Below are 20,140 nucleotides of genomic sequence, written 5' to 3'. Positions count from 1 at the left end.
TCAGGTCTCCAGATCGTCAAGGGTGTCCAGGTAGCGCAGGCCTTTCTCGGCCAGCCGTGGGCGCATCTGGTAGATGTCCAGACCCAGTTCGCCCGCCGCCATGCGCACGCGTTTGCTCTCTTCCAGCGCTTCGCGCTTGCGGGCGCTTTCCGCCACCTGCGCCGCTTCGCCACGCGCTACCACCACCACGCCATCGTCATCGGCGACAATCACATCGCCAGGATTGACCAGCTGACCGGCGCAGATCACCGGCACGTTGACCGAGCCGAGCGTTTCTTTCACCGTGCCCTGCGCATACACCGCGCGGGACCAGACCGCAAAGCCCATCTCACGCAGCGTGCGCGAGTCGCGAACGCCGTGATCGGCAATCAGACCAATCACGCCGCGCGCCTTCAGCGAGGTGGCAAGCAGGTCGCCGAAGAAGCCATCCACGCACGGGGAGGTCGGCACCGCCACCAGAATGTCGCCGGGTTGACACTGCTCAACCGCGACGTGAAACATCCAGTTATCGCCCGGTGCCAGCAGCACGGTGACGGCGCTGCCCGCCACCGATTTGTTCTGCTGAAGGGGACGGATGGCGTGATCCAGCAGCCCTTTGCGGCCCTGCGCTTCATGCACCGTTGCCACGCCGGATGTTGCCAGCGACGCGATATCCTTGTTGTCCGCGCGCGGGATATTTCGCACGACAACGCCTTTTTGACCGATCGCACTCATGCCAGATCCTCCGTCACGCGGGGGAAGATGCTCTGATAGCCCTCGCCGTAAATGATGTCGCGGGCGGCGGTGATACCGACATTGCGTTTCGCCTGCACGCCACGCTGCTGGGCCACGCGGGTGTAGTACTCCCACAGGTGTTCCTGCCCGGCCATGCACTGGATCGCCGCGTACTTTTTGTCCCAGACACGGGTGATATCCAGCAACACGTCCGGCTTCCAGTTGCACTGCTCGGGCTGGTGCGGCTCAAAGCAGTACACCGGCGGCGCGGCAACGATCTTCTCGCCCGGACGGTAGCCTTCGGCCTGGGCGATAATTCGCGCTTCCTGCGCCAGATTAGTCGCCATCGGATGGTCGTAGTTGTAGGGATCCTGCAGGGAATGGGTCAGCACAAAGTGAGGCTGCACGCGGCGATAGACGTCCGCCAGGCGGAACAGTGTCTCTTTGTCCGCACGCAGCGGGTAGTCACCGAGATCGAAGAATTCGATGCTGGCACCGAGGATTTCGGCGGCGGCCTGCGCCTCCGTGCGGCGGGACGCCTTAACCTGCGCTTCGGTCATCGACGGGCCTTTACGCCACAGCTTGGCCGATTCGCCGCGCTCGCCAAATGACAGGCAGACGATATGCACCTGATAGCCCTGTTGCTGATGCAGCGCGATGGCGCCGCCGGCACGCCAGACGAAATCGGCAGAGTGAGCGCTGACCACCAGAGCGGTTTTCGGGGAAGTTAACTCAGTCATATTCGGGTTCCTTTGCGTTTTTTTTCATGCTGTCACGCAGGCGTATCCCCGGATAATTCATTTGATTGCAGTGGGTATGCGTTTTATTTATAGTTTGGCTCAGATCACAGGTTGAGAAGGAGCGGAAATGGCCCAGGAAATAACCCGGCAGGAACTGACAAACCTGATGCAAATCAGGGCATTTAGTCAGGTTGTCGTTCAGGGGAGTGTCTCAAAGGCCGCCGATGAATTATTTCGTACCCAGTCGGCGATCACCCGCGCTATTCGCGATCTGGAACTCACTTTAGGCGTGCCGTTATTTGAACGTCACGCGGGCGGTATGCGCCTCACCGACCTGGGGCAATGCATTCTGCCGCGCGCCGAACGGGCGATAGATGAGCTGCATGCCATCCCGTTATTGCTCAGCAAACTGCAGGGGAAAGGCGGCCGGGCGGAGTCAGAACCGCTGTGGCTGTTCAACGTCCGTCGCCTGCAAATCTTCGTCAGGCTGTGCCTGACCCGGCATATGCAGTCGGTTGCTCAGCAACTGGGGCTCAGCCAGCCGGCGGTCAGCGCCGCGCTCAAGGTGCTGGAAAACGGCGCGGGCATCGCGCTGCTGGAACGCACGCCGCACGGCATGATCCCGTCGCTGGCGGGACGGGAAATCGAGCCGAATATTCGCCGTGCCCTTAACGAGCTGCGGCATATTCCGGCGGATATTGCCGCCCGCAAAGGGGTGCTGGAAGGGACGGTGCGGGTGGGGGCCTTGCCGCTTGGCCGCACGCGATTACTGCCGCAGGCGATCGTGCGGCTGACCGCGCGGTATCCCGGCATCAAGGTGGTCACCAGCGAAAGTGCCTGGGGCATGCTGACGTCTGAAATGCGATCCGGCGAGATCGACTTTATCTTTGGCGCGCTGCGCAATACCGAAGAGATCAACGATATCAGCAACGAACCGCTGTTTGCGGAAGAGATGGTGCTGGTAGCCCGACGCGATCACCCGCTGGCGCAGGCACCGGTCAGCACCCAGGCGCTGCGCGAGGCACGTTGGGTGCTGCCGCGCTCCCATACGCCCGCCCGCAATCTGCTGGATAACTGCTTCCTGGCGATGGGCATTCCGACGCCGGCTCCGGTGGTCGAGAGCGGCGATCTGGCGCTGGTGCGTGGCCTGCTGCGTGATTCCGATATGCTGGCCGCCGTCTCCGCGCACCAGCTGGAATTTGAGCTGGCGTCCGAAGAGCTGGTGGTGCTGCCGATCGCCCTGCCGGATACCCGACGGGCGATTGGGCTGAGCTACCGCACCGGCAGCCTGCCGTCACCGGCGGCCGACGCGCTGATCGGCTTTCTGCGCGAGGTGTGCCACGGCAGCGAGCCGCGCTTATAACGTGCGGGCCGCTTCGATCAACGCATAGCGGTAGCCCCGAATGCCGTAGCCACAAATCACGCCCTGCGCGACATCCGACAGGAACGAGTGGTGGCGGAAGGCTTCGCGCTTGTGCACGTTGGTGATATGCACTTCCCACAGCGGCAGGGCCACGCCGGTCACCGCATCGCGGATCGCCACCGAGGTGTGCGTCCAGGCGGCCGGGTTGATCACCAGCGCATCAGCCTGCAAACGCGCCTGCTGGATCCAGTCGATCATCTCTCCTTCATGGTTGGTCTGGCGAAACTCGATAGCAATATCCAGTTCGGCAGCGGTATCGCGGCAGAGCTTGTCCACCGTTTCCAGCGTGTCGGAGCCATAGGTTTCCGGCTCGCGGGTGCCCAGCAAATTCAGGTTAGGGCCATTCAGAACATAAATGGTTTTCATGCGTTTTCCTCAGTCGTGGAAGCCAAACAGGCGCTTTGGCGTATCCCACAGGATTTTGCGGCGGGTGTTTTCGTCGGGGATCATTTTCTCCAGCAACAGCAGCTGGGTGCCCATGTCCATCCGTTCGGTGGCGCGCAGGAACGGCCAGTCGGAACCCCACAGGCAGGCATCTGCGCCAAAGGCGTCGAGCAGCGCCAGTAAATACGGCTGCGCATCGTGCCACGGGTAGCGCTGCTGCGAGAACTTGGCCATGCCGGACAGTTTGACCCATGTCCGATCCTGACCAGCCAGCGACAGCAGCGCCTGGAACGCCGGCTGCGACAGCCCGGCGTTAACGTCCGGTCGCCCGGAATGGTCGAAGATCAGTTTGGTGCGGGTGCGGTTCAGCAGCGGCATCAGCGCCAGCAGCTGATCATCCTGCACCTGAATCTGCGCAAACATCTCCAGCTCCGCCAGCCTCGCCATCAGATCGTCGAGCTGTAAAAAAGGGCCTGTGCCGAGCATCGCGACATTGAAGGCAATACCGACCACGCCGCGATCCTTCAGGGCCGCCAGCGTGTTGCTGTCGACGTCACGCGGCGTCACCGCAATGCCTTTCGCCCGTCCACCGGACTGGCGGATCGCCTCCAGCATGCAGCGGTTATCAAGGTTATAGGCCGAGGTCGGGCCGACCATCAGCGAATGGCGGATGTTGTAGGCTTCCATCACCGCCTGATAGTAGGCCGGGGTGGCCAGCTCGTGGCCGTCGGGGTGGTAGCCGCTGTTGGCATCATAGGGAAACTGCGCCGGATCGAACACGTGATGGTGGCAGTCAATAATCGGCAACGAAGTCATCAGGATGCTTTCCCCGCCACAGAGTAGAGCACCTGCTGATTGCGGGTTTGCTGGAACTCTTCCAGCGACACGCCGCGCATCGCGGAGTAGATATGCAGGTTGGAGACGCCAACCACCGCACCCAGTTTCTCCAGCAGGAAGAAGCTGACGCCGTAATGGATCATCCCGCGCCAGTCCAGCGAGCTGATCAGCGTGCGCTCTTCTTCGGTCAGTTTTGCTTCGTCATACAGCGCCTCTGGCGCGCTGCGGAAGCGCTCACGCCAGGCGGGCTGGATCATCTTGTGCAGGAATTTGTTGATACGTAATGCCTTCAGGCTGCGGGCCTGAGTGAACGGATAGGTGCCGGGCAATTTCTCCACGCCGCTGAGCTGCAGGTTGATCTTATCGCGCTGGCGCTGATGCACATCCACCGGCGCTTCTCTCGCCTGGTTTTCGAGGATCAGCGTGGCGATGCCGGTCATCGACGGCAGGTAATAGGCCTGATGCAGCTTTTCCACGTTGGCAGACAGCGCGCCGCGCATCACCAGCCACATAATCACTTCCGACCCTTCCAGCCCGCCCAGCGTGGCGTATTCGGCGAGGGTGATTTCGGTCAGGCGCTGCGGATCGTTGACGATCATATCGACAAACTGCGCATCCCACTCCGGGTTGTTAAAGCCGCAGCGCTCACCGTGCACCTGGTGAGAAACGCCGCCGGTGGCGACGACCGCCACTTTCAGATCCTCCGGGAAGCTTTCCACCGCGCGGCGCAGCGCCTGGCCGAGCTTGTAGCAGCGGCGGGCAGATGGGATCGGGAATTGCAGCACGCCAATCGCCAGCGGAACCACCTGCATCGGCCAGCCGTTATCGCAGGGTGCCAGCGCGGAGAGCGGTGAGAACAGGCCATGATCCAGCGGCTTGTCCTGGAAGAACGACATATCAAATTCATCGGCCATCAGACTGGCACCAATGTGCTGCGACAGGGCGGCATGGCCCTGAACCGGCGGCAAATCGCGCGGACCGCCGCCTTCATCCGCCACCGCATACTGCTCATCAATGCCCAGCGTAAAGGCCGAATAGTGATCGAAGAAGAAGGAGGTGACGTGATCGTTAAACACGTACAGCAGCACGTCCGGTTTCTTCTCTTCCAGCCAGCGTTGCATAGGCGCAAAGCCGTCGAAAATAGGCGCCCAGGCCCCTTCCTGTTGCTTGTTATGGTCGACTGCAAAGCCAATGGTTGGCGTGTGTGAGACGGCCAGACCGCCGATGATAGTAGCCATAGTTCTCTTCCTTCACTTATCGGTTATTCATACTGCGCGAGAGGGACGGCAGGTCGTTGAGATCAACCCCTTTTAGCTGTCGTGCCACCTGCGCAGGCTTATGTTGCGTAATCGAAAGCGCTGCCAGCAGAGCCGGGATCGCTAACACAATAAAGATGCTGGTTTGCCCCGGGAACACGCCGAGCAGCACGCCGCCCAGCGAGGAGCTGATAATCGCGCCGCTACGGCCAATGCCGTGCATCCAGCACACGCCGGTGGCACGCATTTCCGTCGGATAAAAGGCCGGTGAGAAGGCCTGCAAACCGGTCTGCGCGCCGTTGATACACAGCCCGCTGACAAACACCAGCAGCGCCAGCATGTCCGGGCCAAAGCCCCAGACGCCCTGGGAGACCAGGCAGAAACAGCCCAGCAGATAAAAGGCCGCGATAACATATTTCGCCTTCAGGCGATCCATCAGGCTTCCGACCAGCAGGCCGCCGACGGTGCCACCCAGCTGGAACAGTCCGGCGACAATCGCTGCGCGCTCCAGCGTGACGCCGCCCGACCGCATAATGGTCGGCAGCCAGCCGTTAAGCAGGTAGATGACAAACAGGCCCATAAAGTAGGTCAGCCACAGCACGATGGTACCGCCGGCATAGCCCTTGCTGAACAACTGCAGCACCTGCGCTTTTTTCGGCACAATCGGCGTCGACAGCACAAAGGCGGTGGTGGCGTTGAAGGTGCCGCCCAACCGATTAAGCACGGCGGCAATTTTTTCGCGGCTGACGTTGCGCACCACCATAAACATCGCCGACTCCGGTAATACCCAAATCAGCAGCGGCAGCATCAGCAGCGGCATCGCGCCCCCGAACAGCAGTACCGATTTCCAGCCAAAGTGCGGCAACATACCGGCGGCGATAAAGCCGCCCATCCCTGAACCGATATTAAAGCCGCTGTACATCAGGGTGATCATCAGGCTGCGGCGGCGTTCCGGCATATATTCCGACACCAGCGTCACGCAGTTGGGCATCACCGCGCCGAGGCCCAGCCCGGTCAGAAAGCGCAGCAGCGCCATCTCCATCGGCGAACGGGCAAAGGCGCTGCCCAGACTGAAGCAGGCAAAGCAGGCAATCGAAATCAGCAGGATCTTCTTACGGCCAAATTTATCCGACCACGGCCCGGCGACCAGCGCGCCAATCGCCACTCCAAACATCGCGGCGCCAAGGATCGGGCCCATCTCAGCATGGGAAATGCCCCAGTCTTCAATCAGGGCAGGGGCAATAAAGCCCATTACGGCGGCGTCATAACCGTCGAACAGGATAATTAAGAAGCACAGGGCCAGGATCAGCCATTGCTTCCCCGAGATGGCGCGGGAATCAATCCATCCCTTTACGTCGACAATGTCGTGGTTGCTCATAGGGTACGCTCTCTGTTTTTTTTATTAATCCGTGACCGGGTTAAAAAAAAATCCACTCACCTGGGATTGACGGGTGGTGTTTTTATCTGTTTTTGAGGTAAGTCTGTTCTGTTTTTTTATTATAAAACAGCCAGTTATATTGTTGTTGTTTTGTTGTGCCAATACCAACTTAAGCAGGGGCGGCGGCTTTGTCTGCCATAAAATGGTTATAGAGGCATGAGTTTTATTTATTCTGTGAGGTGTGCCGTAAGAAGAAACTGGGGCAGGGCGGCAGTTCGACAATGTAAAGATGTTCAAATATTTCAGGGTGTTTCTGACGTTTATTGATAAATCGCGTTATTACTCGTCTGCATATTTATTTTTAGAGAAATAAAACCTTTCAGGGATTTAGCCAGTAGCTCTATTTATTTACCCTACAAAAGATAATGATAAACCGGTGTATTAAAGAGACGGTCATCCCTTTTATGGCGAATTTCGGTCATAGGAAAAGCTTATGTTTAATTAATGCATCGGGAATGCAATAATAATCATGTTATTGATTAACAAGGATTTTAATTGATTATTTTAGTTTATTTAATTGCCTGAAAACGCATGCCTTGAGAAATCAACGGCAAACAGGTTAATTTAATAAAAATTACACTCGCTTATTTCAGTGGGGTTAAGAATAATCTTAATAATTAATACCAGTCTAAAATATCAGAACTTATTACAGCAGATGTGTACATACTTAAACGGAGGCAGTTCCTCTGTTAACACTTATTTCCATTTATTTGGCGCTCAGGTTTATTCCTGTCGTACTTAAAAGAGAGAATGTATTTTGACGACACTAAAACCCCTGTTAGCGAAAAACCGCAGTTGGGCCTTACAGCGCCGCCAACGCAATCCTCAATACTTTCGCCAAAACGTCGATTCCCAGCAGCCGCACTCGCTGTGGATTGGTTGCTCCGACAGCCGCGTCCCCGCCGAAGTCCTGACCGGCGCGCATCCCGGTGAACTCTTTGTGCACCGTAATATCGCCAATATGGTGGTGGCCGGTGACGATAATTTTATGAGCGTGCTGCAATACGCGCTGGAGTACCTGAAAGTGTCCCGCATAGTGCTCTGCGGCCATTACGGCTGCGGTGGCGTGCAGGCGGCGATAGCCCTACCGAATATTCCGCTGTCTGACGAAAACTCGCCGCTCGCCCGACGCATCACGCAACTGCGTAACGCGCTGGCACCGGGACTGGCGGACGCCGACGGTATTGAGGATGAAAGCGAAAAGCTGAATAAGCTGGTGGAGGCCAACGTCCTCGCCCAATTTTCTCACCTGATCGCCGCAGAGCCGGTGCTGAATATCTGGCGGTCCGGCGTGGAACTGGATGTGTTTGGCTGCGTGTATGACCTGCAGTCCGGGCATCTGAAAGAGTTAATCCAGCAAAGTGCAGAGGGTAAATCGCCATGAACTTAAGTCATCTACGTCGGGATATTCCGGCTGGTCTGGTCGTGTTTCTGGTGGCTCTGCCGCTCTGTCTGGGCATTGCGCAGGCCAGCGGCCTTCCGCCCTTTGTTGGCCTGCTTACCGGGGTGATCGGCGGGCTGGTGGTCACCACCTTTAGTCCGTCTAAATTCGCCGTCAGCGGCCCGGCCGCCGGTCTGGTGACCATTGTCACCGGCGCAATTGAAACCCTGGGATCGTTTTCCGCCCTGCTGTTCGCGTTAATCATCGCCGGCGTGCTGCAGTTTATGCTCGGCGTGATGCGTGCCGGACGCTTTATCACCCTCGTGCCTGGCACGGTGATCAAAGGCATGCTAGCGGCGATCGGTATTTTGCTGATTATGCAGCAGATCCCGGTGGCGCTGGGTGCTGCAGAAGAGAGTGAACTCAGCTCGCTGGTCACCGGCGGCGCGTTTAGCGTGTCGATCCCGGCGATTGTGGTCTCCGGCATCGGCCTGTTTATTCTGTGGTTCTGGTCGACCAACACCGTCAAAAACATCAAGGTGCTGAGCTGGGCGCCCGGCCCGTTAGTCGCGGTGCTGTTTGGCTGTATGGCGACGGTGGTGGGCGGCAGAATGTTCCCGGACATCGTCAGCAACCTGCCGCGCATTTCTCTGCCTTCCTTCGACAGCCTGGCGGCGTTGACCGGTGAACTGGAACGCCCGGACTGGAGCGTCTGGCAGAATCCGGCGGTGTACATGATTGCCGCGACCCTCGCCATCGTTGCCAGCCTGGAAACCTTGCTCAGCCAGGAAGCGCTGAAAAAACTGCGTCCACAAAATCCCGCACCTTCGCCGGATAAAGAGATGCGCGCGCAGGGTATCGGTAACCTGATCAGCGGCTTCCTTGGCGGCTTGCCGATTACCGCAGTGATTGTCCGCAGCTCGGTCAACGTCAGCGCCGGTGCGCAGAGCAAGATTTCAATTCTGATCCACGGCGTGTTACTGCTGGTGTGTGGTCTCTACTTCAGCGATCTGCTGAACGCCATTCCGCTGGCCAGCCTGGCGGCGGTGCTGCTGTATACCGGGTATAAGCTGGCGACGCCGCGCCTGTTTGTTGAGCAGTTCCGTCAGGGCGCGCAGCAGGCGGTGCCGTTCCTGGCCACCATCGGCGGGATTCTGGTGTTTGGCATGCTGGCGGGGATTGGTATTGGCCTGGCCACGCAGATCCTGTTCAGCATCTATAAGAGCCATCGCGGGGCGATGTTGCTGACGCGCTACGACGATCACTTTGTGTTGCGCTTCCAGCAGAACCTGACCTTTATGCATAACCCCCGGTTGAAAGGCCTGCTGGCGGAAATCCCGGAAAACAGCGTAGTGATTGTCGATCACGACAACGCGGAGTACATCGATCCGGATGTCAAAGCGGTGCTGAAAGACTTCGGTGAAGGGGCGCAGAAACGTGGCATCGTGCTGAATCAGTGGCCGGTGAAACTCGCCTGATCTGACAGGCCGTTAAATGAGCGTCAGTCTTTTGTTGCAAATGCGAAATTGCGTTCTATGCTTCGGGAGCAAAATTGCGCATTAGAGGGACTGACATGAGATTTAACGGCCTGGCAAAAGGATTTTTCATCCTGATCCTTTTTATCGTAACAGTGGCTTTTCTTGATGTACTGGGGCCGTACTACTCTTCGGTATTGTGGGCTGCGATCCTCGCAGTGATCTTCCACCCAATGAAAACAAAACTCCGCCAGATGATGGGTGACCGTAATGGATTGGCCACCTTTGCCACGCTGGTGGTGATCTGCTTAATCGTTTTCACCCCGTTGGCCATTCTTGTTTCGTCGATGGCGATTGAGTTCAATGTGGTTTACACCAAGCTGCAGGGCAACAATTTGCAGCTGCCGACCATCATCGCGGACGTCATGCAGCATTTGCCGGGATGGGCCAGAAGCTTCCTGACCGAACACCAGTTGGATACCGCCGCGCAAATCCAGCAGAAGCTCTCGCAGGTGGCGATGCAGGGCGGGCAGTATCTGGCGGGCAGCGTATTCCTGATCGGTAAAAGCACCTTCGGTTTCACCGTTGGTTTCGGCATCATGCTGTATCTGCTGTTCTTCCTGCTGAAAGACGGCGCTTATCTGGTCAATCTGATCCTCGCAGCGTTGCCGCTGTCCAGCTACGTGAAGCATCACCTGTTTATGAAGTTCGCGGCGGTTTCCCGTGCGACGGTCAAAGGCACGGTAGTGGTGGCGGTGGTTCAGGGCGCGCTGGGTGCGCTGGCATTCTGGATCACCGGCATTGATGGCATCCTGCTGTGGGGCGCATTGATTGCCTTCCTGTCCCTGATCCCGGCGGTGGGGTCGGCGATTGTCTGGGTGCCTGCGGCGATCTTCTTCTTCGCCTCGGGCGTGTTGTGGAAAGGGCTGTTTATCGTCGGCTTCTTTGTGGTGGTGATTGGTCTGGTGGATAACATTCTTCGCCCGCTGCTGGTCGGCAAAGACACCAAGATGCCGGATTACCTGATCCTGATCGCCACCCTCGGCGGGATGGAAATCTACGGTATCAACGGCTTTGTCATCGGTCCGCTGATTGCCGCGATGTTTATTGCCTGCTGGAACCTGCTTTCCGGGCGCGATAACCGCGAAAACAGCGATGAGATCGATGAAGAATTTATTGAAGAAGGGAAAGCCCCGCCGGAAGCCTGATTGGCCGGCTGGGTGAAATAAAAAAAGCAGCGCTCCGGCGCTGCTTTTTGCTTTATGAGACTACCCCGCCATTTCACGCTTAAACACCTCCAGCGTATGCGCTTTGACGCGAATAAATTCCGGATGACTCATGATTTCGGCGGTGCGCGGACGCGGTAATTCAAACGGCACGATTTCCGCCACCCGCGTCGGACGCCGCGTCAGCAGTAAGATTTCATCCGCCAGAAACACCGCATCCTCCAGATCGTGCGAGACAATCAACATCGTCACGCCGGTTGCTTGTTGTACCTGCTGCAACTTATCGCGGATAAACAGCGTCATTTCAAAATCGAGCGCCGAGAACGGCTCGTCAAGAAACATCACTTCCGGCTCGGTCGCCAGCGCGCGCATGATGCACACCGTCTGCTGCTGGCCGCCCGACAGCTCGTAGGGATAGCGCTGCAGATCGAAGCGGATATCAAACATTTCCGACAGCTCGGCTACGCGCTTTTTCACCGCACCGGCCTTCATTCCCCGGCGTTTCAGCGGATAGGCAATGTTGTTCCAGGCGGTCAGCCACGGAAACAACGCATCGCGATAGTTCTGGAACACATAGCCGATGGTGGTTTCTGCCAGCGTTTTACCATCAAACAGAATTTGCCCGCGATCGACCGGGATCAGGCCGGCAATCATATTCATCAGCGTCGATTTTCCGCAGCCGTTGGGGCCGAATATCGACACAATTTTGCCACGCGGGAAGTCGAGATTCAGGTCCTGATAAAGCGGTTGCCCGGCGAAGGTTTTATCCAGCCCGCGGATCGTGACGTGGGTATTGGGTTTAGGGTAGGGAGGATGGTTCATGCTTTGCCACTCCAGTGTACGCAGCGCTTTTCAATCAGCAGAAAGCCCAGATTCAGCAGATAACCAAAGGCGCCGGTAATCAGGATCGACGCGTACATGTCTTTAATATTGAACAGCTGTTGCGCATCGATAATGCGATGGCCCAGGCCGGTTTCCGAGCCAATAAACATTTCGGCAACGATCACGATCACCAGCGCCATCGACACGCCGGTGCGCAGGCCGACAAAGGTTTGCGGCAGGCTTTCCATCAGCATGATGTCTTTGAACACATGCCAGCGCGAAACGCCCATCACCTGCGCCGCCATGATGCGGGTCTTTTTGGCATTCATTACGCCGTACGCACTGTTAAACAGGATCACCAGCACCGCTGCAAAGGCCGCAATGGCGATTTTATTGGTGTCGGTGATGCCGAAGATCAGCATAAACAGCGGGATCAAGGCCGAAGAGGGCGTGGAGCGGAAGAAATCGACCAGGAACTCCACGCTGCGATACAGGCGTTCGCTGCTGCCGAGCATCACGCCCAGCGGCACACCAATCACCGCCGAGACGAAAAAGGCCATCAGCGTGCGATACAGGGTGGCACCGATATCCTGATTCATACTGCCGTCGGCCAGCTTGCTGAACAGGTAGCCGACGGTTTCACCCGGTGAGGGCAGTAATACCGGGTTCAACCATTTGGCGCTGACGGCCGTCTGCCACAGCAGAAACAGCAGCAGCGGCCCAACCAGCGGCAGAAGCTTATAACGCCATGATGACCTCATCTTGCAGCTCCTTATGCTTTGTAGATCAGCGGGGCAACCTGAAGTGGCTTGCTGAAAATTTTCCGTTCGGTAAAGACGTCATAGAATTTCTGGAACCATTGCTGATTCTCGCCGGTGAGCTGGTCATACATCACAAAGCCCGGCAGCGGCACTTCCTTCACCAGCGCCGCTTCGATACCGGTGTAGCCGGCGACATACTGACGCGCGTCGTCCGGGTTTTGCTGAATGTATTTCACCGCTTGGGCATAGGCCTCGACAAACTGTTTCGAGCGGGCCTTATCGGCATTGATAAAGCTGCTGGTCAGCGCCGCTGCGCCACCAAACCACGGTGCGTTGGCATCGCCCAGCACGTATTTGGCAATCACGCCGGTTTCCAGCACTTTGCCCAGGCCTTTCATCCGCGCCACTGTGCCGGTGGGCTCCAGGGTATAGACGCCGTCGATCTGGCCCGCCGCTAATGAAGGGACATGCTGGCCAATCGGCAGTTCGATCACGTTGGTTTCGGTGAAGCCATTCTTTTCCAGGATGATTTTCGCCATGGTGACGTTCTGGATGCCGGGTCCGCAGGCGATGCGTTTGCCTTTCAGGTCACCGATGGATGTCACGGTGCTGTTCATTGGTACCAGGAACTCATCCAGCACCATTTTTTCATTGGACGGATTGGAGCAGATAATTTTGAACAGATCCGGGCTGGTCAGCGCGCCCAGTCCCAGTGCGCCGGTTGCCGTGCCGTTGGCACAGCCATGAATGCGCCCGGTGATCATCCCCTCAACCACCTGTTGCGTACTGGCAAATTTCACCGCGCGCACATTCAGGCCTGCCTGTTTAAAGAAGCCTTTCTCAATCCCGACATATAAAGGCAGACCGCCGACAATCGGCCAGTAGCCAATCAGGATCTCTTCGTCTGCCGCCATTGCAGGCAGGCTCCCCAACATGCCACTGAGTGCAACGCCGCCTAAAGTCAGTGCCGAATACTTCATAATCTGGCGACGCATCGCATCGATAGTCTGTTTGTCTTTGCTGCTCATGGCTGATGACTCCCAATGTGGCCCAGTATGCGGGCTTGTATACAAGTTCGTTATTAACCAATGCAGGAGTTATGCCAGATCAGTCAAGGCAGGCAGGGCAGGCTTGAGCAGCGGCTTACACGGCGGGGAACCATGCGAATGGTGCGAATGATGCACCAATGTGGAGAATATGCCCCATTACTGCTAGCAGTATCACAGGTTCTGTTAGCAATACGGCGTTTGCTACCAAACGGTGAATCGCCTGCTATATTTTTAACCAACTCGTCGGTGAATTTGACTTACGGGCATCTCAGAGAGTGAATTTCTTCTCTCTCCAGCAGTATCCACTCAATGACCAGGGATGTTGCATGTCTGGGACTATGTTTGAATTTATCACTCAGGCGTTACAGTCTGTTCCCGGACTGGCTATTTTTCTGGCCCTGACATGTGGCTATGCCATCGGGCAGATCCGCCTTGGGCCGATCCAGCTGGGTGGCGTCTGCGGCACGCTGATTGCCGCGTTGCTGATTGGCCAACTGAACATTCCCGTCGATACCGGCATCAAAAACATCTTCTTTATGATGTTTATCTTTGCGTTGGGCTACAGCGGTGGCCCGCAATTCTTCGCCAATCTGAATGCCAAAGGTATCCGCCTGGGTCTGTTCTGCCTGATTGAGGTGGTGGCGGTGCTGGCGCTGGTGCTGACCGCCACGGCGGTGATGCATCTGGATCCGGGCACTGCGGCGGGGATGATGGCCGGCGCCGCGACTGAATCTGCCGTAGTGGGCACCGCCACCGACGCCATTTCCCGCCTGGATTTACCTGCCAGCGACATACTCCGCCTGCAGGGCAACGTGGTGACCGCCTACTCCATCACCTATATCTGCGGGCTGATCACCATCGTCATCGTCACCAGCCAGCTCTTTCCGTTGTTCCTGCGCGTTAACCTGCGCGAGGAGGCGGACAAACTGTGGCTGGAAATGGGCGGGCGGGTCGAAACCGACGGACAGTCTGCGGCACCGACCATCGTCGGACGCGGTTATCGGGTGGATGCCGGCGCCGGGTATACCGTGGCGGCGATCCAGCAACGGTTAGGCCAGCAAAGCAGCATCGTGCGGGTGCAGCGCCATGGTCGACTGCTGGGGCTGACCCCGGAGCTGAAGCTGCGCCGCGGCGATCGCGTGCTGCTGGTGGGCTATCGCGGATCGCTGATTGAGACCGCCGCGATGCTGGGCCAGGAAATGCCGGATACCACCTCGATTGCCGCTGCGCTGGAAACCTACCATGTGGTGCTGCTGGCACCGGCGATGGCCAACCGGCCCTTACGCGAAGTGACCTTGCCTGCGGGCCTGCATGTGGCCGCCATTCAGCGCGGCGATGCGATTATGCCAGCCTTACCCGCAACCCACTTACAGCTTCATGACATCCTGCAGATTTACGACACCACGCCAGGCGGCGGTCGCAGCTCGGGCGCCCAGCTCAGCCATATCGGCAAAAGGATGCCCGACAAGCTCGCCAGCAACCTCGGCATTGCCGGGCTGGCGATTGCTCTGGGCACCTTGCTGGGCAGCTTTACCCTCAACCTTGGCGGCATTCCGTTTTCAGCCGGAACCGGCGGCGGCGTGTTGGTGGTCGGCCTGGTGCTGGGCTGGTATCACGCCCGTCGTGCCGATCTGCATACGGTAAATGCCGATGCGCTGGCGCTGATGAAAGACCTCGGGCTGGCGGGATTTATTGCCGGGGTTGGCCTGTCATCCGGCCCGCAGGCGCTGGCGCTGATTATGCAATATGGCTTTAGCTTGCCGCTGCTGGGCATTGCCATCGCGGTGATCCCGGCGTCTCTTTCCCTTCTGGTTGGACACTTTTGGCTCAAACTCAGCGCCCCGGTGTTGCTCGGGGCCATTGCCGGGCAACAGTGCAGCACGCCTGCACTGAGTGCCATCCAGAGTGCCTGCGGAAATTCCACGCCGCTGCTGGGTTACACCATCACTTACGCAATTTCCAATGTCGTGCTGCCCCTGATGGGGCCGTTAATTGTCGGGCTGGCCAGTTCTCTCCAGCCTGTTTAGCTGTCAGGACTCTTCATTTTGGTAACTGAGGTAGGCATATGAACTGGTTGCATGAGTTGTTCCAAAAGTCTCCCGAAATTGCGCTGTTTCTGTCGATTGCGGCCGGGTATTACCTCGGCAAGATCAAATTTGGCAAGTTCCAGCTGGGCGGGGTGGCGGGGTCGCTGCTGGTTGCCGTGCTGGTCAGCCAGGTCGGCGTGGAGATCGATGCGGGGGTGAAATCGGTGATGTTTGCCCTGTTTATTTATGCGGTGGGGTACGAGAGCGGTCCCGATTTCTTCCGATCCTTAGGCAAGCAGTCGATTAAGGAGATCATTCTGGCGGCGGTGCTGGCGATTACCGGGCTGCTGACGGTGGTGGTGTTAGCCAAAGGCTTCGATCTGGATAAGGGGCTGGCGGCTGGCGTCGCGGCGGGGGCATTAACCCAGTCAGCGATTATCGGTACCGCCGGTGACGCCATCACCAAGCTGGGGCTGGGGGCCGATGAGGTTCAGCGCTTACAGGGCAACGTGGCGATTGGCTACGCGGTCACCTACGTCTTCGGATCCTTCGGCGCCATTCTGGTCTGTGTGAATTTGCTGCCGAAATTTATGGGTCGCAGCATCAAAGAGGATGCGTTAAAGGCCGAAAGCGCCATCCAGTCCGGCGTGCAGGTGTACGGACCGGGGCAGGAAGCCGCCGCGCCCGATCTGGTTGGCAGGATTTTCCAGTTGCCACCAAATACCGCCACCACGATTTCCGCCCTGGAAAATGGGTCAGATTTACCGATCACCATCGAACGGGTGAAGCGGGAAAAACAGGTGATGGAGCCGACGCCGGACCTGCAGTTGCTGGGCGGGGATATTGTGCTGGTGGTCGGCAAACGTACCGCCGTGGTCACCATCGCCCCAAGCCTCGGCAAAGAGCTGCACGCCGAGGAGGGCATGGAACTGACCATGCAACGGCGTGAAGTGGTGATCACCAGCAAGAAACTTGAAAACCGCACCTTTGGCGATATCCGTGCTGCCGCCGCGCAGGACGTGCGTCATGGGATATATGTCTCGCAGATTACCCGCCAGGGCAAAGCGCTGGCGCTGGAGCCGGAAACGGTGCTGATGCTGGGCGATGTGGTCACCGTATTTGGCGCGGAACAGGACGTCAAACGCGTGGTGGACCTGATTGGTCATGCGATTGTGCCGAGCGCCAAAACGGACTTCGTTTATATGGGCGCAGGCCTGGTGGTGGGGCTGCTGGTGGGATTACTGACCGCCAGAATCGGCTCGATTCCGCTGACGTTGGGCAGTGGTGGCGGGGCGTTGCTCTCCGGCCTGCTGTTTGGCTGGTTCCGCTCCCGACGGCAGTCCTTCGGCTATATGCCGTCGGGCGCGGTGCAGATCCTGAAAGATCTGGGTCTGGCGGCGTTCGTGGTGGTGGTCGGGATCTCTTCCGGCCTCCAGGCGGTGCAAACCGTCGAAAGCCAGGGGCTGAAGCTGCTGTTGATTGGTGTAGTGGTGACCATCCTGCCGTTAGTGCTGACCATGCTGTTTGGCCGCTATGTGCTGCGCTACAACAACACTGCCATTTTCGCGGGGGCGCTTAGCGGCACCCGCAGCGCGAACCCGGCGTTTGGTGAGGTGCTGGATAAAGCCGAAAACACCGTGCCAACGGTGCCGTTCGCCATTACTTACGCGCTGGCCAACGTGTTCCTGACCTTACTGGGGCCGCTGGTGGTTGCACTGGTTTAACGAGATGTCGTCTTACAGGTAGCCTGCCCGGGCGATCCCGGAATGGCAATTTGCTTTGTCAATGATGCTTCAAGGAGTAGTGACATGAATTTTAGCGACCCGGAAAAGCTCGCGCTGTTGAGCCCTTTTGAACTGAAAGATGCGCTGATGCAGCGGGCGGTTCAAAGTAACCAGTTGATGTTGAACGCTGGCCGTGGGAACCCCAATTTTCTGGCTACCACCCCACGCCATGGTTTTTTCCAGTTTGGTTTATTTGCAATGACCGAAGCCGAACGCTCCTACATGTATATGGATCATGTCGGCGGCTTTCCGAAGCGTGAAGGCATCGAGGCGCGGTTTGAACTGTTTGCCAAGCAGCATGAAAGTGTCCCCGGCGTGCGTTTTATCGAATCGGCCGTGTCGTATATTCGCGACCAGATGGGCCTGAATGCCGGCGATTTCATTTATGAAATGTGTGAGGCCATTTTGGGCTGTAACTACCCGGTGCCGGATCGCATGCTCAAGATGAGCGAAGAGATTATCGGCAAGTACATCCACACCGAAATGATCGGCACCTATCCGTTTGTCGGTAAGTTCGATATGTATGCGCTGGAAGGCGGCACGGCGGCGATGACCTATCTGTTTGCCAGCCTGAAGGCCAACCATGTGATCAATGAGGGCGACACCATCGCGCTCGGTATGCCGATCTTCACCCCGTACATCGAGATCCCCGAGCTTAGCGATTACAACCTCAAAACCATCCACATTGACGCGCCGCAATCCAATAAATGGCAGTACACCCACGAAGAGCTGGATAAGCTGCTGGACCCGAAAGTGAAGGCGTTCTTCCTGGTAAACCCGAGCAATCCGCCGTCGGTGAAAATCGATGAGGAGACGCTGCAATATATCGCCGAGATCGTGAAGAAGCGGCCTGACCTGATCATTCTTACCGATGACGTGTACGCCACCTTCGCCGATAACTTTGTCTCGCTGTTTGCCATCTGCCCGTATAACACCATCCTGGTGTACTCCTTCTCGAAATACTTCGGTGCCACCGGCTGGCGCATGGGGGTTGTGGCGACCCACGAAGACAATATTATCGACGCGGCGATTGCCCGGTTACCGGAAGCCAAAAGTAAGCAGCTCGACAAGCGCTACAGCTCGATCACCACCGATCCGCGCAGCCTGAAGTTTATCGATCGTCTGGTCGCCGACAGTCGCACGGTGGCGTTAAACCATACCGCCGGGCTGTCGACGCCGGTACAAGCGCAGATGACGCTGTTCTCAATTTTCTGCCTGATGGACGAACCGGGCGCTTACAAAGCCGAAATGAAACGCATCGTGCTGCGCAGGAAAGAGGCGCTGTATCGCGAGCTGGGCCTGCCGATGCCGTATGACACCAACTCGGTACGTTACTACCATCTGCTGGATCTGGAAGAGCTGGCCGAGCAGATGTACGGTGCCGAGTTTGTGAAATGGATGCTGGGTCAGTTGAAGCCGAATCAGGCGCTGTTCCGCCTGGCGGAAGAAACCGGCGTGATCCTGCTACCGGGCCGCGGGTTCGGCACACCTCACCCATCATGGCGCGTGTCGCTGGCTAACCTGAATGAGTATGACTACGCCAATATCGGTAAAGCCATCCGCAGGCTGTCTCTGGAATATTATGAGAAGTTTGTCGAAGCGACCCATGCCGACGTCCCGACGCCTGCCGCAAAAGCAGTAAAAACGGTGAAGGCGACCGGCGCAACCCCGAAACCTAAGGCTAAGGCTAAGAAAAAGTCATAGTGGTTTAGGGGTAAGGTGATGCTGGCAGCTCCGTTTGGGGCTGCCTTTTTATTTTTATGGGGTGTGGGAGGTGAAATCGATTGATGGGGAGATCGCAATGCCGTCTGAGGTGTAAAAGACCGAGCTGGTGAACTGGTAGACCTTGCCGCTCAGGTTGATGCTGACCCGGTTTCCCCATTTGTTGATCTTGGCATCCGCGGTATCCGCCGTCAGGAAGGGCGCAATATGGCCGAGTGCTTTTAGCGGATCGGTTTTTAATTCTGCTGAAAGGTAGTAACGGTAGACATCTGACACCGTCGCACCGCCCTGATATTCCGTTATATAAAGCCAGGTGTCCGGGCCAATCTGTTTCGCTGATAGCAATGCATCGTCATAAGGCGGGCCCATTGCGCGCTGATAGGCGAAATAGCAGAGGACTAATAACAACAGGAGAAGCGTCAGAATTCGGTGGGTCCATTTAATAACCGTGCTGAGTGACATAATCTATTCCTTGAAGTACTGAAGGTTAGGCGCAGATTGATGTGATTAGCCATAACCTTCTTTTTTCCATTTAGTCATACAGCCAACGACCGGCCTTGGCCGATTCAGCCAGCATTTTTAAGGTAAGTGGTTCCGGTTCAGTCCACTTCCACTTTTTGTCCTTTGAACGCAGAAAATTCAGAGGCATAAATACCCCTCCATTCGGCCAGTATTTGATGAATGTGAAATTGCCCTTATCGACATGGAATTTTTCGAAGTATTCAACAAGGATGTCTTCCCCATCCTCCCAGCACCATGGGTAATCACCTGTAGAAAGGCTGGTCTCCAGGGTAAGAGTGGGGCGCTTGAAGGAGAGGAACAGGGGCTTATTCCATCTTTCCTGATACCAGGCTAATAACTGAGCGTCAGTGCTGTTCATTTTGGGCCTGGGAACAGCGAGGGGGGGCGGGGGTTGTTGAGTGTGTCCATGGCAACTCCTCGACTCCTGTCTGATGGAGTGGCAATCCTATAACCGTGTGGGGTATGTGGGTAGGGGTTTTGAGGCGGGAATTTTGTGAAGTGTGCGCGGGTTGGCATATTTAGCCTGGCGTGCGACGACGTAACTTAGCGGAGTTATGCGTTAAGCAAAATTGTTTGGGC

18 protein-coding genes are annotated in these 20,140 nt (G+C 57.3%); 7 read left to right on the top strand and 11 right to left on the bottom strand.

Going from position 1 to position 20,140, the window contains the following annotated elements; all coding sequences use genetic code 11:
• The gene (locus tag AC1UKS_RS19445) at window positions 1–714 is read right to left on the bottom strand and encodes a 4-carboxy-4-hydroxy-2-oxoadipate aldolase/oxaloacetate decarboxylase (protein ID WP_482434913.1); all 714 of its coding nucleotides are present in this window, start codon (window positions 712–714) and stop codon (window positions 1–3) included.
• Window positions 711–1,454 (bottom strand): 4-oxalmesaconate hydratase, encoded by a 744-nt coding sequence (galB, locus tag AC1UKS_RS19440; RefSeq protein WP_013200572.1) that lies wholly within the window; start codon window positions 1,452–1,454, stop codon window positions 711–713. The genes AC1UKS_RS19445 and galB overlap by 4 nt, the downstream gene beginning before the upstream one ends.
• 127 nt (window positions 1,455–1,581) lie before the next feature.
• Here galB and AC1UKS_RS19435 point away from each other — a divergent pair, with 127 nt between their 5' ends.
• The gene (locus AC1UKS_RS19435; RefSeq protein ID WP_482434912.1) at window positions 1,582–2,817 is read left to right on the top strand and encodes a LysR family transcriptional regulator; all 1,236 of its coding nucleotides are present in this window, start codon (window positions 1,582–1,584) and stop codon (window positions 2,815–2,817) included.
• On the opposite strand, the gene aroQ is transcribed toward AC1UKS_RS19435, so the two are convergent.
• From aroQ to AC1UKS_RS19415, 4 genes are read right to left on the bottom strand one after another with little or no spacing between them, the layout of a single operon-like run.
• On the bottom strand, window positions 2,812–3,243 hold the full coding sequence (gene aroQ / locus AC1UKS_RS19430) for a type II 3-dehydroquinate dehydratase (RefSeq protein WP_482434911.1): 432 nt from the start codon (window positions 3,241–3,243) through the stop codon (window positions 2,812–2,814). The genes AC1UKS_RS19435 and aroQ overlap by 6 nt on opposite strands.
• Window positions 3,244–3,252: 9 nt before the next feature.
• A complete protein-coding gene (locus AC1UKS_RS19425) occupies window positions 3,253–4,077 on the bottom strand; it encodes an amidohydrolase family protein (protein ID WP_482434910.1) in 825 nt (274 codons plus the stop codon).
• Window positions 4,077–5,336: a gallate dioxygenase gene (locus AC1UKS_RS19420; RefSeq protein WP_482434908.1), complete on the bottom strand. Its 1,260-nt coding sequence runs from the start codon at window positions 5,334–5,336 to the stop codon at window positions 4,077–4,079. The genes AC1UKS_RS19425 and AC1UKS_RS19420 overlap by 1 nt, the downstream gene beginning before the upstream one ends.
• A 16-nt stretch (window positions 5,337–5,352) precedes the next feature.
• Entirely contained in the window at window positions 5,353–6,732 is a 1,380-nt protein-coding gene (locus AC1UKS_RS19415; protein ID WP_482434907.1) for an MFS transporter, read from the bottom strand.
• A gap of 817 nt (window positions 6,733–7,549) precedes the next feature.
• Between AC1UKS_RS19415 and AC1UKS_RS19410 the strand changes: the two genes are divergently transcribed.
• The 3 genes from AC1UKS_RS19410 to AC1UKS_RS19400 all read left to right on the top strand — a co-directional run bounded on the left by AC1UKS_RS19410 (window position 7,550) and on the right by AC1UKS_RS19400 (window position 10,856).
• The gene (locus AC1UKS_RS19410; protein WP_013200578.1) at window positions 7,550–8,176 is read left to right on the top strand and encodes a carbonic anhydrase; all 627 of its coding nucleotides are present in this window, start codon (window positions 7,550–7,552) and stop codon (window positions 8,174–8,176) included.
• Complete coding sequence (locus AC1UKS_RS19405; protein WP_265911447.1) at window positions 8,173–9,651, top strand: SulP family inorganic anion transporter; 1,479 nt, start codon at window positions 8,173–8,175, stop codon at window positions 9,649–9,651. Before AC1UKS_RS19410 ends, AC1UKS_RS19405 begins: the two co-directional genes overlap by 4 nt.
• A gap of 95 nt (window positions 9,652–9,746) precedes the next feature.
• A complete protein-coding gene (locus AC1UKS_RS19400; RefSeq protein WP_482434904.1) occupies window positions 9,747–10,856 on the top strand; it encodes an AI-2E family transporter in 1,110 nt (369 codons plus the stop codon).
• 60 nt (window positions 10,857–10,916) lie between these two features.
• Here AC1UKS_RS19400 and AC1UKS_RS19395 read toward each other — a convergent pair whose 3' ends face one another.
• Genes AC1UKS_RS19395 through AC1UKS_RS19385 form a run of 3 tightly spaced genes read right to left on the bottom strand, consistent with a single transcriptional unit; the run spans window position 10,917 to window position 13,485 of the window.
• Window positions 10,917–11,696 carry an ABC transporter ATP-binding protein gene (locus AC1UKS_RS19395; protein ID WP_106381790.1) on the bottom strand — a complete coding sequence of 260 codons (780 nt, stop codon included), beginning with the start codon at window positions 11,694–11,696 and terminating at the stop codon, window positions 10,917–10,919.
• Complete coding sequence (locus AC1UKS_RS19390) at window positions 11,693–12,457, bottom strand: ABC transporter permease (RefSeq protein WP_265911446.1); 765 nt, start codon at window positions 12,455–12,457, stop codon at window positions 11,693–11,695. Before AC1UKS_RS19390 ends, AC1UKS_RS19395 begins: the two co-directional genes overlap by 4 nt.
• Window positions 12,458–12,468: 11 nt before the next feature.
• Window positions 12,469–13,485, bottom strand: a complete 1,017-nt coding sequence (locus AC1UKS_RS19385) for an ABC transporter substrate-binding protein (protein WP_482434902.1) — start codon at window positions 13,483–13,485, stop codon at window positions 12,469–12,471.
• Window positions 13,486–13,832: 347 nt separating this feature from the next.
• Between AC1UKS_RS19385 and aspT (AC1UKS_RS19380) the strand changes: the two genes are divergently transcribed.
• From aspT (AC1UKS_RS19380) to AC1UKS_RS19370, 3 genes are all read left to right on the top strand, one after another.
• The gene (aspT, locus tag AC1UKS_RS19380; RefSeq protein ID WP_482434901.1) at window positions 13,833–15,533 is read left to right on the top strand and encodes an aspartate-alanine antiporter; all 1,701 of its coding nucleotides are present in this window, start codon (window positions 13,833–13,835) and stop codon (window positions 15,531–15,533) included.
• A gap of 38 nt (window positions 15,534–15,571) precedes the next feature.
• Entirely contained in the window at window positions 15,572–17,257 is a 1,686-nt protein-coding gene (aspT, locus tag AC1UKS_RS19375; protein ID WP_482434900.1) for an aspartate-alanine antiporter, read from the top strand.
• Between the two features lie 84 nt (window positions 17,258–17,341).
• On the top strand, window positions 17,342–19,021 hold the full coding sequence (locus tag AC1UKS_RS19370; protein WP_265911442.1) for a bifunctional aspartate transaminase/aspartate 4-decarboxylase: 1,680 nt from the start codon (window positions 17,342–17,344) through the stop codon (window positions 19,019–19,021).
• A gap of 54 nt (window positions 19,022–19,075) precedes the next feature.
• Here the strand turns inward: AC1UKS_RS19370 and AC1UKS_RS19365 are convergent, their stop codons facing one another.
• On the bottom strand, window positions 19,076–19,501 hold the full coding sequence (locus AC1UKS_RS19365) for a hypothetical protein (protein ID WP_482434899.1): 426 nt from the start codon (window positions 19,499–19,501) through the stop codon (window positions 19,076–19,078).
• Window positions 19,502–19,571: 70 nt separating this feature from the next.
• Window positions 19,572–19,919 carry a DUF1493 family protein gene (locus AC1UKS_RS19360; RefSeq protein ID WP_482434898.1) on the bottom strand — a complete coding sequence of 116 codons (348 nt, stop codon included), beginning with the start codon at window positions 19,917–19,919 and terminating at the stop codon, window positions 19,572–19,574.
• Between the last annotated feature and the right edge of the window lie 221 nt (window positions 19,920–20,140).

It is taken from the genome of Erwinia sp. AK-PDG3-5 (genome assembly GCF_056821705.1).
The sequence above is the reverse complement of the archived record's forward strand: the minus strand, read 5'-3'. Positions and strand labels throughout refer to the sequence as shown.

What these genes read in the sequence shown, in the direction of transcription:
- AC1UKS_RS19395 (WP_106381790.1), bottom strand. Translation starts at nt 11,696, where the DNA reads ATGAACCATCCTCCCTACCCTAAACCCAATACCCACGTCACGATCCGC.
- AC1UKS_RS19425 (WP_482434910.1), bottom strand. Translation starts at nt 4,077, where the DNA reads ATGACTTCGTTGCCGATTATTGACTGCCACCATCACGTGTTCGATCCG.
- AC1UKS_RS19405 (WP_265911447.1), top strand. Translation starts at nt 8,173, where the DNA reads ATGAACTTAAGTCATCTACGTCGGGATATTCCGGCTGGTCTGGTCGTG.
- AC1UKS_RS19420 (WP_482434908.1), bottom strand. Translation starts at nt 5,336, where the DNA reads ATGGCTACTATCATCGGCGGTCTGGCCGTCTCACACACGCCAACCATT.
- aspT (WP_482434901.1), top strand. Translation starts at nt 13,833, where the DNA reads ATGTCTGGGACTATGTTTGAATTTATCACTCAGGCGTTACAGTCTGTT.
- AC1UKS_RS19390 (WP_265911446.1), bottom strand. Translation starts at nt 12,457, where the DNA reads ATGAGGTCATCATGGCGTTATAAGCTTCTGCCGCTGGTTGGGCCGCTG.
- AC1UKS_RS19360 (WP_482434898.1), bottom strand. Translation starts at nt 19,919, where the DNA reads ATGAACAGCACTGACGCTCAGTTATTAGCCTGGTATCAGGAAAGATGG.
- AC1UKS_RS19385 (WP_482434902.1), bottom strand. Translation starts at nt 13,485, where the DNA reads ATGAGCAGCAAAGACAAACAGACTATCGATGCGATGCGTCGCCAGATT.
- AC1UKS_RS19445 (WP_482434913.1), bottom strand. Translation starts at nt 714, where the DNA reads ATGAGTGCGATCGGTCAAAAAGGCGTTGTCGTGCGAAATATCCCGCGC.
- AC1UKS_RS19435 (WP_482434912.1), top strand. Translation starts at nt 1,582, where the DNA reads ATGGCCCAGGAAATAACCCGGCAGGAACTGACAAACCTGATGCAAATC.
- aroQ (WP_482434911.1), bottom strand. Translation starts at nt 3,243, where the DNA reads ATGAAAACCATTTATGTTCTGAATGGCCCTAACCTGAATTTGCTGGGC.
- AC1UKS_RS19400 (WP_482434904.1), top strand. Translation starts at nt 9,747, where the DNA reads ATGAGATTTAACGGCCTGGCAAAAGGATTTTTCATCCTGATCCTTTTT.
- AC1UKS_RS19370 (WP_265911442.1), top strand. Translation starts at nt 17,342, where the DNA reads ATGAATTTTAGCGACCCGGAAAAGCTCGCGCTGTTGAGCCCTTTTGAA.
- AC1UKS_RS19365 (WP_482434899.1), bottom strand. Translation starts at nt 19,501, where the DNA reads ATGTCACTCAGCACGGTTATTAAATGGACCCACCGAATTCTGACGCTT.
- AC1UKS_RS19415 (WP_482434907.1), bottom strand. Translation starts at nt 6,732, where the DNA reads ATGAGCAACCACGACATTGTCGACGTAAAGGGATGGATTGATTCCCGC.
- galB (WP_013200572.1), bottom strand. Translation starts at nt 1,454, where the DNA reads ATGACTGAGTTAACTTCCCCGAAAACCGCTCTGGTGGTCAGCGCTCAC.
- aspT (WP_482434900.1), top strand. Translation starts at nt 15,572, where the DNA reads ATGAACTGGTTGCATGAGTTGTTCCAAAAGTCTCCCGAAATTGCGCTG.